The following is a 19,069-nucleotide window of genomic DNA, read 5'->3' as shown; positions in this document are numbered from 1 at the left end:
ATGCGGTGAAAAACCTGCTTTGGCATTATTTACTGGTGGTGCCATTTAGTTATGGCTTCCAAGGCATCGTAATGATGTTAGTCAGTGGTTTGAATGCGATGCACAAGCCATTGCGTGCATTCCAGTGGAGCTTTATGCGGCTGTTCATTTTTACCTTGCCATCGGCGTGGGTCGGGAGCCAAATCTACAGCATTGAAGGCTTGTTTATCGGTATCGCGGTTGGGAATACGTTGGGTGGGCTACTGGGCTACTTGTTTGCGCTGCGCGAGCGCAAATTAACGCTCATAGAGCAGAGCAGCGTGTCTTAGCACTCGTCTATCGCTAGTTTCTTTTTTGTTGATTCTCAAATACAAAAAAACCGCGGAAAGCCGCGGTTTTGTTTATCTATTTCAAGCTTGCTTAGAATAACTCTTCAGCAACTTTGTATAGATCGTTGCGTACTGGACGCTTCATGTTTTCGATTGCGTCGATGATATCGTGGTGAACAAGTTGCTCTTTCACGATACCTACACAACGACCACCATGACCTTCGATCAATAGGTGAACAGCGTAGTTACCCATACGAGATGCTAGTACGCGGTCAAATGCAGTTGGACGACCACCACGTTGGATGTGACCAAGTACTGTTGCACGAGTTTCACGACCTGTCGCGGCTTCGATGTCACGTGCTAGTTCATTAGCATCCATCATTAGCTCAGTAAGCGCGATGATCGCGTGTTTCTTACCTTTAGCGATACCATCTTGGATGTTGCTGATCAGCTTGTCTTTGTCTAGACCAGTTTCCGGAGTGATGATGTATTCACAACCGCCCGCAATTGCAGACATCAGAGTCAAATCACCACAGTGACGGCCCATGATTTCTACAATTGAAATGCGTTGGTGAGATGAAGAAGTATCACGTAAACGGTCGATTGCATCGATAACGGTGTTTAGTGCACTTAGGTAGCCCACAGTGTAATCCGTACCTGCGATATCGTTGTCGATTGTGCCCGGAAGACCGATACATGGGTAACCCATTTCAGTCAGTTTCTTCGCACCCATGTACGAACCATCACCACCGATTACCACTAGTGCATCGATACCATGTTTTTTCAGGTTCTCAATCGCTTTTTCACGAACTTCCACTTGTTTAAATTCAGGGAAACGTGCAGAACCTAGGAACGTACCACCTTTGTTGATCACATCTGAAACGCTAGAACGATCTAGCTTCTCGATGCGGCCTTCGTATAGGCCTAGGTAGCCGTCGTACACACCGAATACTTCCAATCCTTCGGATAGTGCTGTACGTACTACGCCGCGTATCGCAGCGTTCATACCAGGTGCGTCACCGCCACTTGTTAAAACACCGATCTTCTTAATCATGCTCACCCTCGATCTTTGGCAATCAATTATTTAATTTTCTTTTAGGCCCCTTGTTACCAAGCAACCTGCATAATCCAGAACTGTGCGTTATGTTACATTTCCTCTACAGGATTACCAATGAAAACGCACTTTTTTATGTAACTTTTCTACTTATGTAAGAGTATTACAGTTTCTCTATGAAACTTTGTTGATTCATATCAGGATCACGAATCTTAATAAGTATTGATGGAAAGATAGTCAATAAGTACCTGTTTGTCGTCGGGCACTGATGGATTTTTCAAGCCTACCAATCTTGTGCTTTCTGCTCTTTCTCTGGTCCGAAAACGACAGACAATGGATCTTGATGGATCAATACGTCCGCATCAGGAAACAGAGCCAATAAATTATCTTCCACTTTATCAGCAATGTAATGCGCCTCAATTAATCGTAAGTTATCGTCTAGCTCTAAATGCAACTGTATAAAGCGCGTCGGTCCTGACATTCGCGTGCGTAACTGATGCACGCCCAATACCCCTTTTACGCTCAAACAAGCTTGGTTAATTTGCTCAAGCTCTTCATCGGGCAACTTTCTATCAAGTAAGGTTTGAATCGCTTCGCTGACCATTTTGAAAGCGCTATAAAGAATGAAGACACCAATACCAATCGCAAACACAGCATCCGCTTGAGTCACTCCAAAATAACTGAGCCCCAGAGCAACCATGATCGCAGCATTCATATACAAGTCAGTCTGATAATGCAGAGAATCCGCCGCTATTGCTTGGCTCCCCGTCACGCGAACCACATGTTTTTGGAACATCACCAAGCCAAGTGTGACCACAATCGCAAACAGCGATACATACACACCTAACTCCGGTGCGTGTAAAGCATGTGGGCGGAAAAATCGGTCAATCCCGTTAAGAATCAAAAATACTGCCGAGCCCGAAATAAACATTGCTTGGGCTAGGGCCGCTAAGGACTCAGCTTTACCATGTCCAAACGTATGTTCGCGGTCTGCCGGTTGTAAGGCGTAACGAACCACCACAAGATTCACAACCGAAGCCGCGATATCTAACATGGAGTCAATCAATGACGCCAATAAGCTCACTGAGCCGGTTACCCACCACGTGATGACTTTTACTATCAGAAGAAGCGTCGCCACAATGGTTGCAGTCCAAGCGGCGGTCGTAACTAAACGTGCGTATTGCTGTTTCATAATCAAAGAGTTAACTAAAACCATACGTTGAGTATATTGAATGACCATGAAATAACCAGATCAAAAAGAGGCAACCAATGGCTGCCTCTTTATATAACATCAATTCATGACTTAATTATTGCGCGACTTTTCCATGCGCTTGTGCATTCTGTCGCCACACTCTTGCATACGTTCATTTTGTAGCTCAACAAATTTCGCTTTCTGCTCAGGTGTTAATACGCTAAGCATTTGGTGCTTTCTTTCTAGCATTTGCACGCGACGTTCCGTTTGGCGCTCAACCATCTCTTTTGCTAACTCGGTAGCTTGAGCTTCATCAAAATTATCCGCCAGCAAAAGCGATTGCACTTTTGCGTGATGCGCTTGACGCTCAGCCATACGTGCTTCTTTGCCATCAGCGAATTTTGCTTTCATTTCTGCTTTGTTTGCTTCACGCATTTCTTTTAGCTGATCTTTTTGTGCATCAGTCAGGTCTAGTTGACGCATGACACCTCGGTCCATACCCATGCCGCATTCGTCACGAGGACCTTTATGATGGTTTTTACCACCGTAAGCGAATGCGCTTGCGGCGCCAAGAGTAAGAGGTAGAACAACAGCAGCTAACACAAGTTTTTTTGCAGACTTCATAATACGATTCCTTACACAGGTGAGTGGTTCTTCTGAGCTGTTCTCACAGCGCTTGAGTATAGAATACGACCCGCTAGGTAAAGCGACGTATAGGGAGCGTAAAGAATCGTAAAGAGTGATTTTTCTCCTCTTCGTTGCGCATCATTCCAATGTAATATTAGGCTATCGGTAACTTACTATAGGTGCCCCCATGGCAAACATTCTTTTAATCGATGACGATATCGAGCTAACCAGCTTATTAAAAGAAGTACTCAGTTTCGAAGGGTTTGACGTCAGCGAAGCAAATGACGGTGAAGCCGGCTTAGCCGCGATCAATGATAAGATTGATTTGATTTTGTTGGATGTCATGATGCCAAAACTCAATGGCATGGAAACGCTGAAACGCTTACGTGAAAATTGGGAAACTCCCGTCTTGATGCTGACCGCTAAAGGGGAAGAAATTGATCGCGTGATCGGCTTGGAACTGGGCGCGGATGATTATTTACCAAAACCTTTTAGTGACCGAGAGCTGTTGGCGCGTATCCGTGCGATTTTACGCCGCACTAGCAGCACACAAAAAAATACCAAAAACAGCGATTGCATTGAGTATCAAGAAATCCGCCTCTATCCCGGTAAGCAAGAAGCGTATTGTGAGCAACAGCTACTCGACCTCACGGCAACCGAGTTTGCGCTACTCACCCACTTCGTACAAAACCCAGGACAAGTGCTGACCAAAGAGACACTGAGCTTAGATGTGCTTGGTAAACGACTCGCTGCTTTTGATCGCGCTATCGATATGCATGTCTCGAACTTACGTAAAAAATTACCAGATCAAAGCAATGGCAAGCCGCGAATTAAAACCCTGCGTGGTCGTGGCTACATGCTGCTTGAGGAGGATTAATGCGCCTATCACGCATCAAACTGCCAAACATCAATAGCCTGTATGGACGCATCTTTGCCATTTTTTGGTTCACCATGTTATTAGTATTGATAGCCGTGCTATCACTGCCACATTTGGACCCACGCAAAGCTCGCGATATTCCAGAAGAACACTACAAACGTATGGTAGAAACGCGTGACTCAATCCAACAAAAATACAGCCAGCAAACTGATTTAGGCCGCATACTTTTTCGTATCGAGGGCAACCGCCACGGCAAGCACGACCCTCGCCCACGAGTGTTTTTTTCTGACTACAGCGGTAATGTTCTTACGACAGAAAAACGCAGCAATTTTCAATTGCGTGCAATGCAAAACTTTGTCACCAGTATCGAAGATTACAATAATCCAAAGCAGAAGCTGTATGGTCGATACATGATTGCGGGCCCAATTCCTATCACTTTGGCAGGTTCCGATATCTTGATGTACGTGGGCTTCAAGTGGAATGAGCCACCACCTCTACTCCTGCGTCTGTTTGATCACCCATTCCAGCTCTTGCTTGCGGTCATGCTGGTTAGTACACCATTGCTGTTATGGCTTGCTTGGGCATTGAGTCAGCCTGCACGTCGTCTTGAAGCCGCTGCTCAACGTGTAGCGAAAGGTGAATTTGTCACAGACCCAAATTTAGAAAAAGGCACAGCGGAGTTTCGTCAAGCAGGTAGCAGCTTCAACCAGATGGTCGAAGCGGTTAATCAAATGATTTCAGGACAACAACGTTTGCTATCCGATATCTCTCACGAGCTGCGCTCACCTTTAACTCGTCTACGCATGGCAAGCGCATTAGCGACGCGTAAACAAGGAGAAAGCCCAGAATTGACTCGTATCGATACCGAAGCGCAGCGCTTGGAACAGATGATCAGCGAACTATTAGAGCTTTCTCGCATGCAGGCGAACAGTCATATGACTCGCGAAACACAGCCATTAGAAAGTTTATGGGAAGAGATCATTAAAGATGCGCAGTTTGAAGCAGAGCAAATGGGCAAACAGCTACACTATTCAGAATTACCTAAGCGCAATATTTCCGGTAACCCTAAACTGCTGATGAGTGCGGTGGAAAATATCGTTCGTAACGCCATTTACTACGGAAAAGATGAGGTACAAATCGACATCAAAGCCGATGACGATACGCTTCGTATCACGGTTGACGATAATGGAGAAGGTGTACCAGAAGAGGAACTGGCCGCGATTTTTCGCCCGTTCTATCGCGTTTCCACGGCACGCGATCGCCACTCTGGCGGCACAGGTCTCGGCCTAACCATTACCGAAAGTGCCATTCGCCAGCACAGTGGCACGATCGCAGCCAGCCGAAGTCCTTTAGGCGGATTGCGCATGAGTATCACCTTACCGATCAATTGTTAGTCTCAATTTGATGAACTAACAATAATTCGCACCATATTTCTAGAGTGAGTGATTAACAGCCCCACCCTCACTTTAGAAATTGGTGAGGCTTCGTAGAATACCCTTACAAAGATCAAAGTTGATAATAATTATCGTTAGCATTAAAGTGAATTTTCCAATTAAGGAGGATTTACTATGTCACATACATTTCCCGCTCTGCCTTACCCGTACGATTCACTAGAGCCGTACATCGACGCGAAAACCATGGAAGTGCATTACAGCAAACACCACAAGACGTACTTTGATAAGTTTGTAAATGCCGTTGAAGGGAGCGAGCTCGAAACTCAGTCATTAGACGAGATCTTTGACAATATCTCTAAGCTCAGTCCAGCAGTACGTAATAATGGGGGCGGCTATTACAACCACATCATTTATTGGAATTGCATGTCACCAAACGGTGGCGGAGAGCCTCAAGGCGCGCTTGCTCAAGCAATTAACGATAAATTTGGTAGCTTTGCGCAATTTAAAGAGGCGTTTGCCCAAGCAGCCATCAATACCTTTGGGTCTGGCTTTGCATGGCTGATCGTAAAAGATGGTGAGATTCACATTACGTCCACCAGTAATCAAGACAACCCTCTGATGGATGTAGTGGATGTGCGCGGTGAACCAATCCTCGCATTAGACGTGTGGGAGCACGCGTATTACATCAGCTACCAAAACCGTCGCCCAGAATATATTGATGCGTGGTGGAACGTCGTCAACTGGCGAGCAGTTGAAGAAAACTATGCTCACGCTCTCTTATAAAGAGCATCACTACTTACGGTATTAACATCCGCGCTAATGCCTGCTTTCATACCCAGGTCAATCTTGCTGAATCTCGCATATCTCGGTGACTTGGGTATATACTGCCCCTCTCTTTGACCAACTCTATTTCAATACCATGTTTGATATCGCTTTATACGAACCAGAAATCGCGCCGAACACCGGCAACATCATTCGACTATGCGCCAACTGCGGTGCAAACCTTCACTTAATTGAACCTCTGGGTTTCGATCTTGAAGAGAAAAAAGTCCGCCGTGCTGGTTTGGATTACCATGATTTAGCTCGCGTAACACGCCATAAAAACTATCAAGCGTTCTTAGAGTATTTAGAGAAAGAGAAGCAAGGTAACTATCGATTGTTTGCCTGCACCACCAAAACCACAGGTCACCACGTTGATGCACAATACCAAGCGGGTGATGTTTTGATGTTTGGTCCAGAAACTCGTGGCTTGCCTGCTGAAATCATCGATAGCTTACCAATGGAGCAGCGTATTCGCATTCCAATGATGCCAGATGCGCGCAGCCTAAACCTTTCGAATGCCGTTGCGATCATTGCTTTTGAAGCATGGCGTCAAATGGGCTTTGAAGGCGCATTGTAAGCAGCACGAATTCCAAATACAGAAAAGGGCGCTTGGTGCGCCCTTTTGTTTTCTTTACTGTCTAACTCAATCAGTTGAGCTTGTTGCGATCATCATCGTCTTTACGCTCGTATTCCCCTTCGAAGGTCTTGCCATTATCTGACTGGGAATCAAATGGGTCACGACGGAACGGGTCTTGCTCAAATGGCCCCTGGTTAGAGAAACCACCTTGGAAGCCACCACCATGCATGGTTTTCACCACCATTTTGCTCATCAAGTATTTAGCTATCGCGGCGCGTGGCGCAGGAAGCAACACCAACATACCAAGGGCATCGGTCATAAAGCCCGGGGTTAACAGTAGCACGCCAGCCACCGCTAGCATTACGCCTTCAAAAATTTGCTGGGCTGGAATTTCACCTTGTTCAAGACGCCCCTGTACTGACATCAGTGTTTGTATACCTTGGCTACGAACCAACGACGCACCAACAAATGCAGTGATTAAGACTAGTGCAATGGTCGGCCATAAACCTAAAAAGCCGCCCACCTGAATAAATAAGCCGATTTCAATGATCGGAACAAAAATAAACGCTAATAATAAGATAGGAAACACACGCCCTCCTTTGTTTAATTCAGTGTAATGGTAAAAGCAGACTAAGCTCAAACGAATCGTTGTAAAAAAGCGTGTTCATACTGGTCTCCTTCTTTTTTAGACAAAGTAGCGGGAGCGCGTTTCATTCAATTGCATACCGATTTTTTCGTGCTTTTAAAGTGCTAATTTCGAACTCTAAAAACTCATGTTTGTCGAGGAAAATCGAGTACCCATAAAGGGTTATTAATAACCCGTTCATACTTTGCAAATTATTGACTCATGAAAAACGAAAAAGGTGATCTAGTTACTATTTTTATGCGCTAGGTGCAGTATCATGTGCCACATAAGTCAGGACGGATTTTCCAGCCAAAAATTCTGATGAATGGATTCTAGATTGCAGAAATGGCTAATAAATAACTTTATTATCAGAATTATCATCTAAGGATCCTGCTATGGCTACCCTATCTGATGCTCCAAAAACAGCAAACCCAGCCACTCGTATTGAAGAAGATCTATTAGGTCAACGTCATGTCCCTGCAGATGCGTACTACGGTATTCATACGCTACGTGCGATCGAGAACTTCAACATCTCTAATATGACCATTTCTGACGTACCAGAATTTGTACGCGGCATGGTAATGACCAAAAAAGCAGCAGCGTTAGCAAACAAAGAACTTGGCGCTATTCCAAAAGACGTTGCAAACTACATCATCGAAGCGTGTGATTTGATCCTAGAAACTGGCAAGTGTATGGATCAGTTCCCATCAGACGTATTCCAAGGCGGTGCAGGCACTTCAGTTAACATGAACACGAACGAAGTGATCGCAAACGTCGCGCTTGAGTTGATGGGTAAAGAGAAAGGCCAATACGAATTTGTTAACCCAAATGACCATGTAAACAAGAGCCAATCAACCAACTGTGCGTACCCAACAGGTTTCCGTATTGCGGTATACAACAGCGTACACAAGCTAATGGAAGCAATTGAGTACCTAAAAGGCGCATTCGAACTTAAAGCCGTTGAGTTTAAAGATGTACTGAAAATGGGCCGTACTCAGCTTCAAGACGCAGTACCAATGACAGTAGGTCAAGAGTTCCATGCGTGGGCGGTAACACTAAACGAAGAGATTCGTGCTCTAGATTACACATCTAAACTCCTCCTAGAAATCAACCTAGGCGCAACCGCAATCGGTACTGGTCTAAATACACCAACTGGCTACCAAGCGCTTGCAGTAAAACACCTAGCGGAAGTAACAGGCCTTGACGTTGTTGCAGCAGAAGACCTTATCGAAGCAACGTCTGACTGTGGTGCATACGTAATGACTCACGGCGCGCTAAAACGCCTAGCAGTGAAACTATCGAAGATCTGTAACGACCTTCGTCTACTTTCTTCTGGTCCTCGTGCGGGTCTAAATGAATTGAACCTACCTGAAATGCAAGCAGGCTCTTCAATCATGCCAGCTAAAGTAAACCCAGTTATCCCAGAAGTAGTAAACCAAGTTTGCTTCAAAGTTCTCGGTAACGACAACACGGTTTCTTTCGCAGCAGAAGGCGGTCAGCTACAACTAAACGTTATGGAACCTGTGATCGCACAAAGTGTGTTTGAGTCTATCTCTCTACTACACAACGCGTGTGTGAACCTACGTGATAAATGTATCGACGGCATCACTGTGAACAAAGAAGTTTGCGAAAACTACGTTTACAACTCTATCGGTATCGTCACTTACCTAAACCCATACATCGGCCACCACGAAGGTGACATCGTAGGTAAGATTTGTGCAGAAACTGGTAAGAGTGTTCGTGAAGTCGTGCTAGAGCGCGGTCTGCTTACAGCAGAGGAGCTTGATGAAATCTTGTCAGTAGAAAACTTCATGCATCCTACTTACAAAGCAAAACGTTACGAGTAATAACGAATCCGAAGGGGGCCACTCAGGCCCCTTTTTTAGGCTCTCATACGGTTAACCACATTTTTTATATGCTTTTATTGCCGCTAAACCACTAGGTTCTCATTCTCTGAGCATTTACTCCTGTTCCTGAGTGTTCAAAAAATCAGAATCAAATAAAAAACTAAAGAGGTATCAATATGGTCATGGTCGAACTCTTCGTGGTTCTGCTCTTCATCTATTTGGGGGCAAGAATCGGTGGTATCGGCATTGGTTTTGCCGGTGGTGCTGGGGTCATTGCGTTGTCTTTGATCTTGGGCGTACCAACAAGCCAAGCTTACATTCCCGTTGACGTAATTTTGATCATCATGTCTGTAATCACCGCTATCGCAGCAATGCAAGTAGCGGGTGGTTTAGACTGGATGGTGCAAGTTGCTGAAAACTTTTTGCGCAAGCATCCTGAGCGCATCACCTTTTATGCGCCTATCGTAACTTACCTAATGACATTAATGGCGGGTACTGGCCACACGGCATTCTCTACTTTGCCAGTGATTGCAGAAGTAGCGAAAGGCCAAGGCGTGCGCCCTTCTCGTCCACTGTCTATCGCGGTCGTGGCATCGCAAATCGCTATCACCGCATCACCAATCTCAGCGGCTGTTGTAGCGTTCGCGGCAATGCTGCACCCATTTGGCGTTGACTACCTAACACTACTAGCAATCTGTATCCCAACGACGTTCATCGCGTGCATGATCGGTGCGTTCGTGGCGAACTTCATGGGCTGTGAGCTAAAAGACGATGCTGAATACCAAGAGCGTCTAGAAAAAGGCTTAATCAAGCTAAATACAGAAGCAAAACGCGAAATCCTACCAACAGCGAAGAAAGCAACCTTCATCTTCCTAGGCGCAATCGCATTTGTCGTGTGTTACGCAGCAGCAATTTCTGGCTCTGTGGGTCTTATCGAGAACCCTGCTCTAGGCCGTAACGAAGCTATCATGACGGTAATGCTAGCAGCTGCGGCAGCTATCGTAATGAGCTGTAAAATCGATGCTGGCAAAATCCCAGCCGCAGCAACATTCCGCTCTGGTATGACAGCGTGTGTGTGTGTTCTTGGTGTGGCATGGCTAGGTTCTACGTTCGTTAACGCGCACGTTGACGGCATCAAAGAAGTGGCTGGTGCGCTACTAGCAGACTACCCATGGATGCTAGCACTTGTTCTATTCTTCGCTTCAATGCTGCTTTACTCACAAGGTGCAACCACTGTTGCGCTGATGCCAGCAGCACTAGCAATCGGTGTCGCACCACTTACCGCAGTTGCATCTTTCGCAGCAGTAAGTGCGCTATTCGTGCTGCCAACTTACCCAACGCTTCTAGCAGCGGTTGAGATGGACGACACGGGTTCAACTCGTATCGGTAAGTACGTATTCAACCACCCATTCTTTGTACCTGGTGTGGTAACCATCGCTTCTGCGGTAGCACTTGGCTTCGCATTCGGTGGTCTACTGATCTAGTAGAAACAGAGTCTTACTCGGGGAGCTTCGGCTCCCTTTTTTATTGCCTGTTGTCTTGATTTATGCTCAATAAATCTTCATTTTCATGAAACTTATTGACTCGCCTCCGGGTCTGATTGAGTTACACTAACGGCAATTATCTAAGATGAATTGACTCTTTTATGCGCGCATTACTTCCCGTTTTACTCTTAGGGCTCATTACCTTTTCCACTCCGTCTTTAGCTTTATTTGGCAAAGACCAGTTTAACAGTAGCCAGAACAACAGTTTTGGTAGCAGCAGCGACAGTTTTGTTCCTGTTGATCAGGCGTTTCCATTTAACTTCTACCAGCAAGATGACAAATTGATGCTCGATTGGCAGGTACGTGACGGGTACTACCTATATCAAGAGCGCTTGTCTGTAGCTGGTGAGAAAGTATCGCTAGGCGAACTGCAAATGGAAGACGGCACACCGCATAAAGATGAATTCTTTGGTGACGTGCATATCTATACTCAACCTCTCTTCGTTAATGTACCAATGCATGATTGGCAAGACGGTGCGCGCGTAGTCGTGCAATACCAAGGTTGTGCGAAAGCAGGCTTCTGTTACCCGCCAGAAACTCGCGTGATTCCTATCAGCGCGTTTACTTCGTCGAACTCAGATTCAACAACGGCGACAACTACATCAAAAGCAGAACAGACACCAACAGCAACGCCACCAGCGGTGCAATCATCTACGTCTGGTGACACATCATCAGTGCCAGTAACACAGCAAGATAGCCTTGCTGCCAACCTTGCTGATAACTGGTGGACACCACTTCTGTTCTTGGCGCTTGGTGTGGGCTTGGCGTTTACACCTTGTGTGCTGCCGATGTACCCAATTCTGACCAGCATAGTGCTTGGCAGTGGCAAGCTAAGCCAACGCCGCGCGCTAGGCTTGTCATTCGTCTACGTGCAAGGCATGGCACTGACTTACACCCTACTCGGCCTTGTGGTGGCATCTGCAGGTATGCAGTTCCAAGCGGCAATGCAACACCCTTATGTGCTGATTGGCTTGAGCGTACTGTTCATCGCACTCGCTTTGTCTATGTTTGGTCTGTACTCATTACAGCTACCAAGCAACGTTCAAACGTGGTTAAACAACCTCAGCAACAAACAGCAAGGCGGCAGCAGTGCAGGCGTATTCGCCATGGGGGCGATTTCTGGACTGGTGTGCTCACCATGTACCACGGCACCTCTGTCTGGTGCGCTACTTTACGTGGCACAAAGCGGCGATTTGCTTACCGGTGGTATCGCGTTATACGCGCTGGCGATGGGCATGGGTATTCCGCTGATTCTTGTTGCGGTCTTCGGCAACAAACTGCTACCAAAAGCAGGTGGTTGGATGGACCGAGTGAAAACACTCTTCGGCTTTATTCTGCTTGCCGCACCTATCTTCTTACTAGAACGCATCATGCCAGAAATGTGGTCAACGATTCTGTGGTCAGCACTGGGTATTGCTGCTTTTGGTTGGCTATACCACATCAAAAACAGTCTAGAGTTTGGTGGCTGGAAACAAAGTGCCGTGGGCATAATCGCCGTCTTAGGTTTGCTAGCCTCAGCACAACCTATCTTAAATTACTGGTTTGGCAACAGCACAACACAAACTCAGCAAGCCACTGTTAGCTTTACTCGCATTGCTAACGTGGCGGATCTTGAAGAACAACTGGCACTTGCGAAAGCGGCAGGTAAACCCGTCATGCTCGATTTCTACGCCGATTGGTGTGTAGCATGTAAAGAGTTTGAAAAGTACACCTTCCATGACCCAAGCGTCGAAGCCAAACTGCAAGACTTCGTTCTTCTGCAAGCGGACGTGACCAAAAACCAAGTGCAAGACATCGAACTACTGAAGCACATGAGTGTGCTTGGTTTACCAACAATTGAGTTTTGGGATGCCAGTGGTGAACACGTTTCAAACGCTCGTTTGACGGGCTTTATGCAAGCCGAGCCTTTCTTAGAGCATATCAAGCAGTTCTGATAACCAGATATTCAAACGCCAGTGATGTCCACTGGCTTTTTTTGTTGCTCAGATTTGAATAAGAACATTGCGTTTATATGCAATTTTCCTAATAAAAGTCGATTTGGTTCAGACTTTTAGCGAATAAATATTGTCCACTCTCTCAAAGCTGGACAATAATAAATTTAACGAAATAGTCAAAAGTGTTTAACGTCATGGATTCGACCTACACCATCATTATTGCAGATGATCACCCACTCTTCCGGAATGCCTTGTTTCAATCTATCCACATGGCTATTAGTGGTGCAAATTTGCTGGAAGCGGACTCACTCGACGCACTTCTGGCTTTGTTGGAGCGAGAGGAAGAGCCAGATTTAGTGCTATTGGATCTCAAAATGCCAGGAGCAAATGGTATGTCTGGCTTGATTCATTTGCGAGCAGAGCATCCAGATTTACCTATCGTCGTCGTTTCAGCGAGTGAAGAGCCGGCGATCGTGACGCAGGTGAAAAGCCATGGTGCATTTGGTTTTATTCCCAAGTCCAGCGACATGCGCGAATTAGTGAACGCGCTCAATCAAGTGCTGAATGGCGACCCATACTTCCCTGAAGGGTTGATCACCAATAACGCGGCATGTAATGACTTAGCGGAAAAGATTGCTGCGCTAACACCGCAGCAATATAAAGTGTTGGGAATGTTGTCCGATGGCTTGCTGAACAAGCAAATCGCTTACGAATTGAATGTTTCAGAAGCCACCATAAAAGCGCACATGACAGCGATTTTCCGTAAGCTCGGTGTAAAGAACCGCACGCAAGCCGTGATTATGCTGACGGAAATGAGCGACTAGATTGACATCTTATCGTCAGACTTACTTTTTTCGTTTGGCAATCGGATACCGACTTTAGTGACCTGCTGATCAACAACATCAGCGACGATCCAATGCAAACCTTGCCACTCGAAATGGTCTCCCAATACTGGCGTGCTACCTAATTGCTCTTCGACAAGGTTTCTCAAACTTTTATCCAGCGGTTCATCCCCCAGATTCAAACCATACATCACGGCAATATCGGCAAGCTTCACTTCAATATCGAGGAAGAAGTCACCGAAGAATCGCGCTAGCGACGCTTTCTCTGGGGCTTCACTAAACAGTAAGCTCAGTGCATCTAAATCCTTTTCTTGTGCTAATACACACAAGGTATCATCTTCCTCAAGACGCGTACTGCCGGATGGGTGCAATAGCTCTTTACTGCGAAATACAGCGGCGATACGCGTTCCTTCCGGCATCGAAAGACTACGTAATGGCTCACCAATGCACCATTTATCTGCTTTAAGTCTATAGATAAACAGCTCCCACTCACTGGTCGGGTAAATCTCTACACCCGTACGCGAAATTGGCTCAGGCTTAGAAGGTAGCTCGACCTTTGCAAGAGACATCGCCTTAGTCAACGTGCCCCCTTGTACTATCAAAGACACCATTACTACAAAGAATGCCAAATTGAAGTACAGTTGAGCATCTGGCAACCCTGCCATCATCGGAAATACCGCGAGGATGATAGGTACAGCACCACGCAGTCCTACCCAAGAGACAAACCACTTTTCACGTGGCGTGAAACTCTTGAATGGCAGTAAACCAATCCAAACTGAGATTGGTCGGGCAAACAAAATCATCCCGAAAGCAAGCGCAAGACCTGGCAACGCAATAGAGAGTAAATTGGATGGCGTAACCAACAAACCAAGCACCAAGAACATACCAATTTGAGCTAGCCACGTCATACCATCTAAAACATGAAGAATAGAGTGGCGGCTGCGTGTTGGACGGTTACCTAATAAAAGACCAACAAGGTAAATCGACAAAATACCACTGCCACCCAAAGTGTTAGATAAAGCGAAAATAAGCAAGCCACCACTGACCGTTAAAATAGAATACAGCCCATCTGGTAATTGATTGCGATTGATAACTTTCCATAAGATCCAGCCACCAGCGAAGCCAAGTAACGCGCCAATACCAAACTGCTTAAGAAAACTGAACGCCAAAAAGCCCGCACTTAAATCTGCGCCAGGGTTCGCTAAAATAGCAATCAGAGTTACGGTCAGAAACACCGCCATTGGGTCATTGGTGCCGGATTCAATTTCCAGCGTTGAACCAACACGTTCGTTCAGGCTACGACCTTTGAGTAGAGAGAAGACCGCGGCAGCATCGGTGGAACCAACAATCGCACCAACCAATATGCCTTGCAATAAATCTAAGTCGAATAACCACGTTGCCATCAGCCCGGTTAAAATGGTGGTGATCGCAACGCCAAATGTCGCCAAAGAGACCGAGGGCCATAACGCAACCCTAAAGCTGGCGACCCGCGTTCTCATCCCACCATCAAGCAAAATGATGGCTAATGCGAGGTTACTAACCAAATAAGCGATCGAAAAGTTATCGAATAAAATGCCGCCTAAGCCGTCTTCCCCCGCTAGCATTCCAACGGCTAAAAATACCAAAAGAATTGGGATTCCCAACTTAGAAGACACTGGGCTTAAAAGAACGCTAAGTGCGATTAACAACGCACCTATTAGAAAAAAACTGTTAATGGTGTCTGCGTCCATTCTCACCCTCCCTTAATGAAAAACGATAATAATTGTGATGAGCAAGGCTACTTCGTTAATGAGGTAATGCCCTAATCTGCCTCCCCTTTACACCGTCTCAAAATGCGAGGTTGTACGAGAATGACTCAGTTATATTACTTTATTGTGCGTTAAAACGGTGATTTGATGCGAAAACTTTATGTAAATAAATTACTTGTGAGCTTTCTTATCTACGCCTTCTCTCATTGAGAGCCACAAGATCACCACCAATATTTACACAGCATCTCCAAATTCAATGAAGAAAAGATTAATGGCCAGTCTTAATCATGCTTGTTTATCCAATCAACCTTTAGACCTTTGGCTAACTTAACAGTTTATTAACATAACATTTTACCCCTTTATTCGCTGCAAAAGCCCATAGTATGGAGGTTCCTCATTTTTAACACCCCGACTAAAGTTGAAAAGAGTTATTGCCAACACCTTGCTAATGTACATATTGAAACATTTCATTAACAACAATACCAATCGTAAGGAGACGGCAATGGCATTTGAAAGCGAAGAAAGAGCCAAAGCCTATTGGGACAAAAACGTGAAGCTCATGATCGGCCTAATGGTCATCTGGTTCGTCGTGTCTTTCGGCTGCGGCATTTTATTTGTCGACGTACTAAATCAATTTCAACTAGGCGGTTACAAACTCGGTTTCTGGTTTGCTCAACAAGGCTCCATCTATGCCTTCCTAGGAATTATTTTCTATTACGCATGGAAGATGCGCCAAATTGACCGTGAATTCGGCGTGGACGAATAAGGAGTCACTCAGATGGATTTGAAAACTATTACCTACCTGGTCGTTGGCGCCACGTTCATCCTGTACATCGGGATTGCTATTTGGGCTCGCGCCGGCTCAACCAAAGAGTTTTATGTTGCTGGTGGCGGTGTAAACCCGATTGCAAACGGTATGGCAACCGCAGCCGATTGGATGTCCGCAGCGTCCTTTATCTCAATGGCAGGCTTAATTGCCTTCATGGGCTATGGCGGCTCAGTATTTCTAATGGGTTGGACTGGTGGCTACGTTCTGCTTGCGCTGTTGCTAGCGCCTTACCTACGCAAATTTGGTAAGTTTACGGTGCCAGAGTTTGTTGGTGAACGCTTTTACTCCAACACAGCACGTATCGTAGCGGTTGTTTGTCTTATCATCGCATCAGTGACTTATGTTATCGGTCAGATGAAAGGCGTGGGCGTTGCGTTTGGTCGCTTCTTAGAAGTGGATTACTCCACTGGCCTATTAATTGGTATGTGTATCGTTTTCATGTACGCGGTTCTTGGCGGCATGAAAGGCATCACTTACACGCAGATTGCTCAATATTGCGTACTCATTCTTGCTTACACTATCCCTGCAATCTTTATCTCTCTGCAACTCACTGGTAACCCAATCCCACAAATTGGTCTAGGGAGTACCATGGCTGGTACCGATGTCTATCTACTCGATCGGCTTGACCAAGTGGTGACCGAACTCGGATTCAGTGAATACACGACCCAAGTACGTGGCGACACACTTAATATGTTTGTCTACACCATGTCACTGATGATTGGTACTGCCGGTCTACCACACGTAATTATCCGTTTCTTTACCGTGCCGAAGGTTCGCGACGCACGTACATCAGCAGGCTGGGCTCTGATCTTCATCGCAATCCTTTACACTACTGCACCAGCGGTATCAGCGATGGCTCGTCTCAACCTAATGAATACGGTAAATCCAGCTCCGGGTCAGCACCTAGCGTATGACGAGCGTCCTGCGTGGTTCAAAAACTGGGAAACAACTGGACTACTCGGTTTTGACGATAAAAATGGCGATGGCAATATCCAATACACTTCAGATGCGTCCACCAACGAACTGCGCGTTGATAACGACATCATGGTATTGGCTAACCCAGAGATCGCTAAACTACCAAACTGGGTGATTGCACTTGTGGCAGCAGGTGGTCTTGCAGCTGCACTATCTACCGCAGCAGGTTTACTACTCGCCATTTCTTCAGCTATTTCCCATGACTTAATCAAAGGGGTTATCAATCCGAACATATCCGAGAAAAAAGAGCTACTTGCTAGTCGAATATCAATGGCAGTAGCGATAGCAGCCGCAGGCTATCTCGGTTTAAATCCGCCTGGATTTGCCGCAGGTACGGTAGCACTCGCCTTTGGTCTTGCCGCTTCATCCATCTTCCCTGCATTGATGATGGGCATCTTCAGCAAGAGCATCAACAAAGAAGGCGCAATCGCCGGTATGATTGCGGGTATCAGTATTACGCTGTTCTACGTATTCCAACACAAAGGCATCCTTTTCGTTGCTGATTGGAAATATCTAGAAAGCTGGGGAACAAACTGGTTCCTGGGTATTGAGCCAAACGCGTTTGGTGCTATTGGCGCACTATTTAACTTCATCGTCGCATTCGCTGTCTCCAAAGTAACAGCAGAAACGCCACAAGAAGTAAAAGACCTAGTCGAACACGTTCGCGTGCCAGTAGGTGCTGGTAGTGCAGTGGATCACTAAAAACTAATCAAAACCACAAAAGCCCCGTTTGGAACCAGCCGTCCGGGGCTTTTTTATTCTCACTTTTCAGTTACCATATTCGCAGTATGTCGTTGCAAGGAAGCCAAGATGTTCAAAAACAAGCACTTTATTCTCGCTCTACTGATTGCGCCAGTTCTCTCTTTGATCGCTTACTTCGGTACCGATATGGCCCTCAGCGAGAAGCCCCACGCGGCACAAGAAGGGGAAACTTACAAACTCGCGAGTAAGTCTAATTGTCGTTACACCAGTGGTCTGTGTGATATGGAAAATGGCGATTTTAAAGTGAAATTTCGCTCGGAAAAACTCACTAAAAATAACTTAGAATTATCACTCAACGCCGCTTACCCACTCGAAGGTGTTAAAGTTTCTATTGTGAGTGACAAAGAGAAAAACGCTCAACCGATTAATATGAAGCCCGCCGATCAAGCAGGCCAAAGCTGGTACATCACCTTACCAAAGCCTGCATCTGCAGAAAGCTGGTTAAGAGTCGTCATTCAATCAGGCGGTACACTGTATTATGGTGAAACACAAACCGCATTTGTGAAGTACGAAACCTTATTTACTGAATAACGGTGACAAGCTAATTCACCGGTATTCAAACGACAGTGACTTAGTTTCACTCAGCATAAATGAATTCCTACTCAGCCGACGCCTTTGCGTCGGCTTTTGTTTCAGTAAGTCTTTCTTCAACAACCTCTTACTCTAAAAAGGGTTGCCAACTCACAAGTTAATTGATAATAATTATCATTACATTTAATGAGAGGTGGTTATGGACAACAAACGGGACATCTTTAACGCATTTTTTAAAGCCCAAGATAGATTCCTTCTCGCCGCACCACATGGCTTTGAGCCAGACGTGATTCATGACTATATTCATTGGGGAATGGTGTTGTCTTCTTGTTATGAACACGATGCCGATGAAGAAAATCTATTGTTGTGTGAGCTGTTTTTACGTCAGGTTTATTTCCATTTACTAGACGCAATTCAAGACTCAACTCGCAGTCGTATCTTCCGTCGTGTCTGTCTCGATTCTATCCATACGCCATTATTCTGCCTCAAACGCTATTACTACCAGTTTGAACAAGGCGACGTGAAATTTCTCGCACTACAACAACAATTACGCCTGATTCAAATCTCACTCGATTAACCAA

The 19,069-nt window shown here is 45.8% G+C and carries 17 protein-coding genes and 1 pseudogene; 13 read left to right on the top strand and 5 right to left on the bottom strand.

Annotated elements, in window-relative coordinates:
- Positions 1-308, top strand: a pseudogene (locus IQP38_RS26385) (MATE family efflux transporter); the annotation flags it as partial.
- A 91-nt stretch (positions 309-399) separates the two neighbouring features.
- Here the strand turns inward: IQP38_RS26385 and pfkA are convergent.
- The 3 genes from pfkA to IQP38_RS11400 form a co-directional block, all read right to left on the bottom strand.
- On the bottom strand, positions 400-1,362 hold the full coding sequence (pfkA, locus tag IQP38_RS11410) for a 6-phosphofructokinase (protein ID WP_005381521.1): 963 nt from the start codon (positions 1,360-1,362) through the stop codon (positions 400-402).
- 283 nt (positions 1,363-1,645) lie between these two features.
- Positions 1,646-2,554 (bottom strand): CDF family cation-efflux transporter FieF, encoded by a 909-nt coding sequence (gene fieF / locus IQP38_RS11405; RefSeq protein WP_025768809.1) that lies wholly within the window; start codon positions 2,552-2,554, stop codon positions 1,646-1,648.
- 111 nt (positions 2,555-2,665) lie between these two features.
- Positions 2,666-3,178 (bottom strand): CpxP family protein, encoded by a 513-nt coding sequence (locus tag IQP38_RS11400; protein WP_047104268.1) that lies wholly within the window; start codon positions 3,176-3,178, stop codon positions 2,666-2,668.
- A gap of 190 nt (positions 3,179-3,368) precedes the next feature.
- Here IQP38_RS11400 and IQP38_RS11395 point away from each other — a divergent pair, with 190 nt between their 5' ends.
- The 4 genes from IQP38_RS11395 (at position 3,369) to trmL (ending at position 6,851) form a co-directional block, all read left to right on the top strand.
- Positions 3,369-4,058, top strand: coding sequence for a response regulator (locus IQP38_RS11395; protein ID WP_005382384.1), 690 nt, complete (start codon positions 3,369-3,371; stop codon positions 4,056-4,058).
- Complete coding sequence (gene cpxA / locus IQP38_RS11390) at positions 4,058-5,452, top strand: envelope stress sensor histidine kinase CpxA (protein ID WP_005382383.1); 1,395 nt, start codon at positions 4,058-4,060, stop codon at positions 5,450-5,452. The genes IQP38_RS11395 and cpxA overlap by 1 nt, the downstream gene beginning before the upstream one ends.
- A gap of 174 nt (positions 5,453-5,626) precedes the next feature.
- Positions 5,627-6,235, top strand: a complete 609-nt coding sequence (locus IQP38_RS11385) for a superoxide dismutase (RefSeq protein ID WP_005382382.1) — start codon at positions 5,627-5,629, stop codon at positions 6,233-6,235.
- A 136-nt stretch (positions 6,236-6,371) separates the two neighbouring features.
- Complete coding sequence (gene trmL / locus IQP38_RS11380) at positions 6,372-6,851, top strand: tRNA (uridine(34)/cytosine(34)/5-carboxymethylaminomethyluridine(34)-2'-O)-methyltransferase TrmL (protein ID WP_005382381.1); 480 nt, start codon at positions 6,372-6,374, stop codon at positions 6,849-6,851.
- Between the two features lie 70 nt (positions 6,852-6,921).
- Here trmL and IQP38_RS11375 read toward each other — a convergent pair whose 3' ends face one another.
- Positions 6,922-7,440, bottom strand: a complete 519-nt coding sequence (locus tag IQP38_RS11375) for an FxsA family protein (RefSeq protein ID WP_005386383.1) — start codon at positions 7,438-7,440, stop codon at positions 6,922-6,924.
- A 431-nt stretch (positions 7,441-7,871) separates the two neighbouring features.
- Here IQP38_RS11375 and aspA point away from each other — a divergent pair, with 431 nt between their 5' ends.
- The 4 genes from aspA to IQP38_RS11355 all read left to right on the top strand — a co-directional run bounded on the left by aspA (position 7,872) and on the right by IQP38_RS11355 (position 13,625).
- On the top strand, positions 7,872-9,323 hold the full coding sequence (gene aspA, locus IQP38_RS11370; protein ID WP_005382379.1) for an aspartate ammonia-lyase: 1,452 nt from the start codon (positions 7,872-7,874) through the stop codon (positions 9,321-9,323).
- A gap of 176 nt (positions 9,324-9,499) precedes the next feature.
- The gene (locus IQP38_RS11365) at positions 9,500-10,807 is read left to right on the top strand and encodes an anaerobic C4-dicarboxylate transporter (RefSeq protein WP_005382378.1); all 1,308 of its coding nucleotides are present in this window, start codon (positions 9,500-9,502) and stop codon (positions 10,805-10,807) included.
- 161 nt (positions 10,808-10,968) lie between these two features.
- Positions 10,969-12,801: a protein-disulfide reductase DsbD gene (locus IQP38_RS11360; protein WP_193837583.1), complete on the top strand. Its 1,833-nt coding sequence runs from the start codon at positions 10,969-10,971 to the stop codon at positions 12,799-12,801.
- 194 nt (positions 12,802-12,995) lie between these two features.
- Positions 12,996-13,625, top strand: a complete 630-nt coding sequence (locus tag IQP38_RS11355) for a response regulator (protein WP_005382375.1) — start codon at positions 12,996-12,998, stop codon at positions 13,623-13,625.
- Here IQP38_RS11355 and IQP38_RS11350 read toward each other — a convergent pair.
- Complete coding sequence (locus IQP38_RS11350) at positions 13,622-15,373, bottom strand: potassium/proton antiporter (RefSeq protein WP_054577280.1); 1,752 nt, start codon at positions 15,371-15,373, stop codon at positions 13,622-13,624. The two genes, IQP38_RS11355 and IQP38_RS11350, sit on opposite strands and share 4 nt — an antisense overlap.
- Positions 15,374-15,893: 520 nt before the next feature.
- Here IQP38_RS11350 and IQP38_RS11345 point away from each other — a divergent pair.
- The 4 genes from IQP38_RS11345 to IQP38_RS11330 all read left to right on the top strand — a co-directional run bounded on the left by IQP38_RS11345 (position 15,894) and on the right by IQP38_RS11330 (position 19,065).
- Positions 15,894-16,157 carry a DUF4212 domain-containing protein gene (locus IQP38_RS11345; protein WP_005382373.1) on the top strand — a complete coding sequence of 88 codons (264 nt, stop codon included), beginning with the start codon at positions 15,894-15,896 and terminating at the stop codon, positions 16,155-16,157.
- A gap of 12 nt (positions 16,158-16,169) precedes the next feature.
- Positions 16,170-17,897, top strand: a complete 1,728-nt coding sequence (locus tag IQP38_RS11340; protein WP_005382372.1) for a sodium:solute symporter family protein — start codon at positions 16,170-16,172, stop codon at positions 17,895-17,897.
- A gap of 108 nt (positions 17,898-18,005) precedes the next feature.
- The gene (locus IQP38_RS11335; protein WP_193837582.1) at positions 18,006-18,488 is read left to right on the top strand and encodes a hypothetical protein; all 483 of its coding nucleotides are present in this window, start codon (positions 18,006-18,008) and stop codon (positions 18,486-18,488) included.
- A 199-nt stretch (positions 18,489-18,687) separates the two neighbouring features.
- Positions 18,688-19,065 (top strand): hypothetical protein, encoded by a 378-nt coding sequence (locus IQP38_RS11330; RefSeq protein WP_005382370.1) that lies wholly within the window; start codon positions 18,688-18,690, stop codon positions 19,063-19,065.
- Positions 19,066-19,069 lie beyond the last annotated feature (4 nt).

The organism is Vibrio sp. OPT41, assembly GCF_015163595.1.
Lineage (GTDB): Bacteria > Pseudomonadota > Gammaproteobacteria > Enterobacterales > Vibrionaceae > Vibrio > Vibrio alginolyticus.
This window is presented reverse-complemented; position numbering and strand designations above follow the sequence as displayed.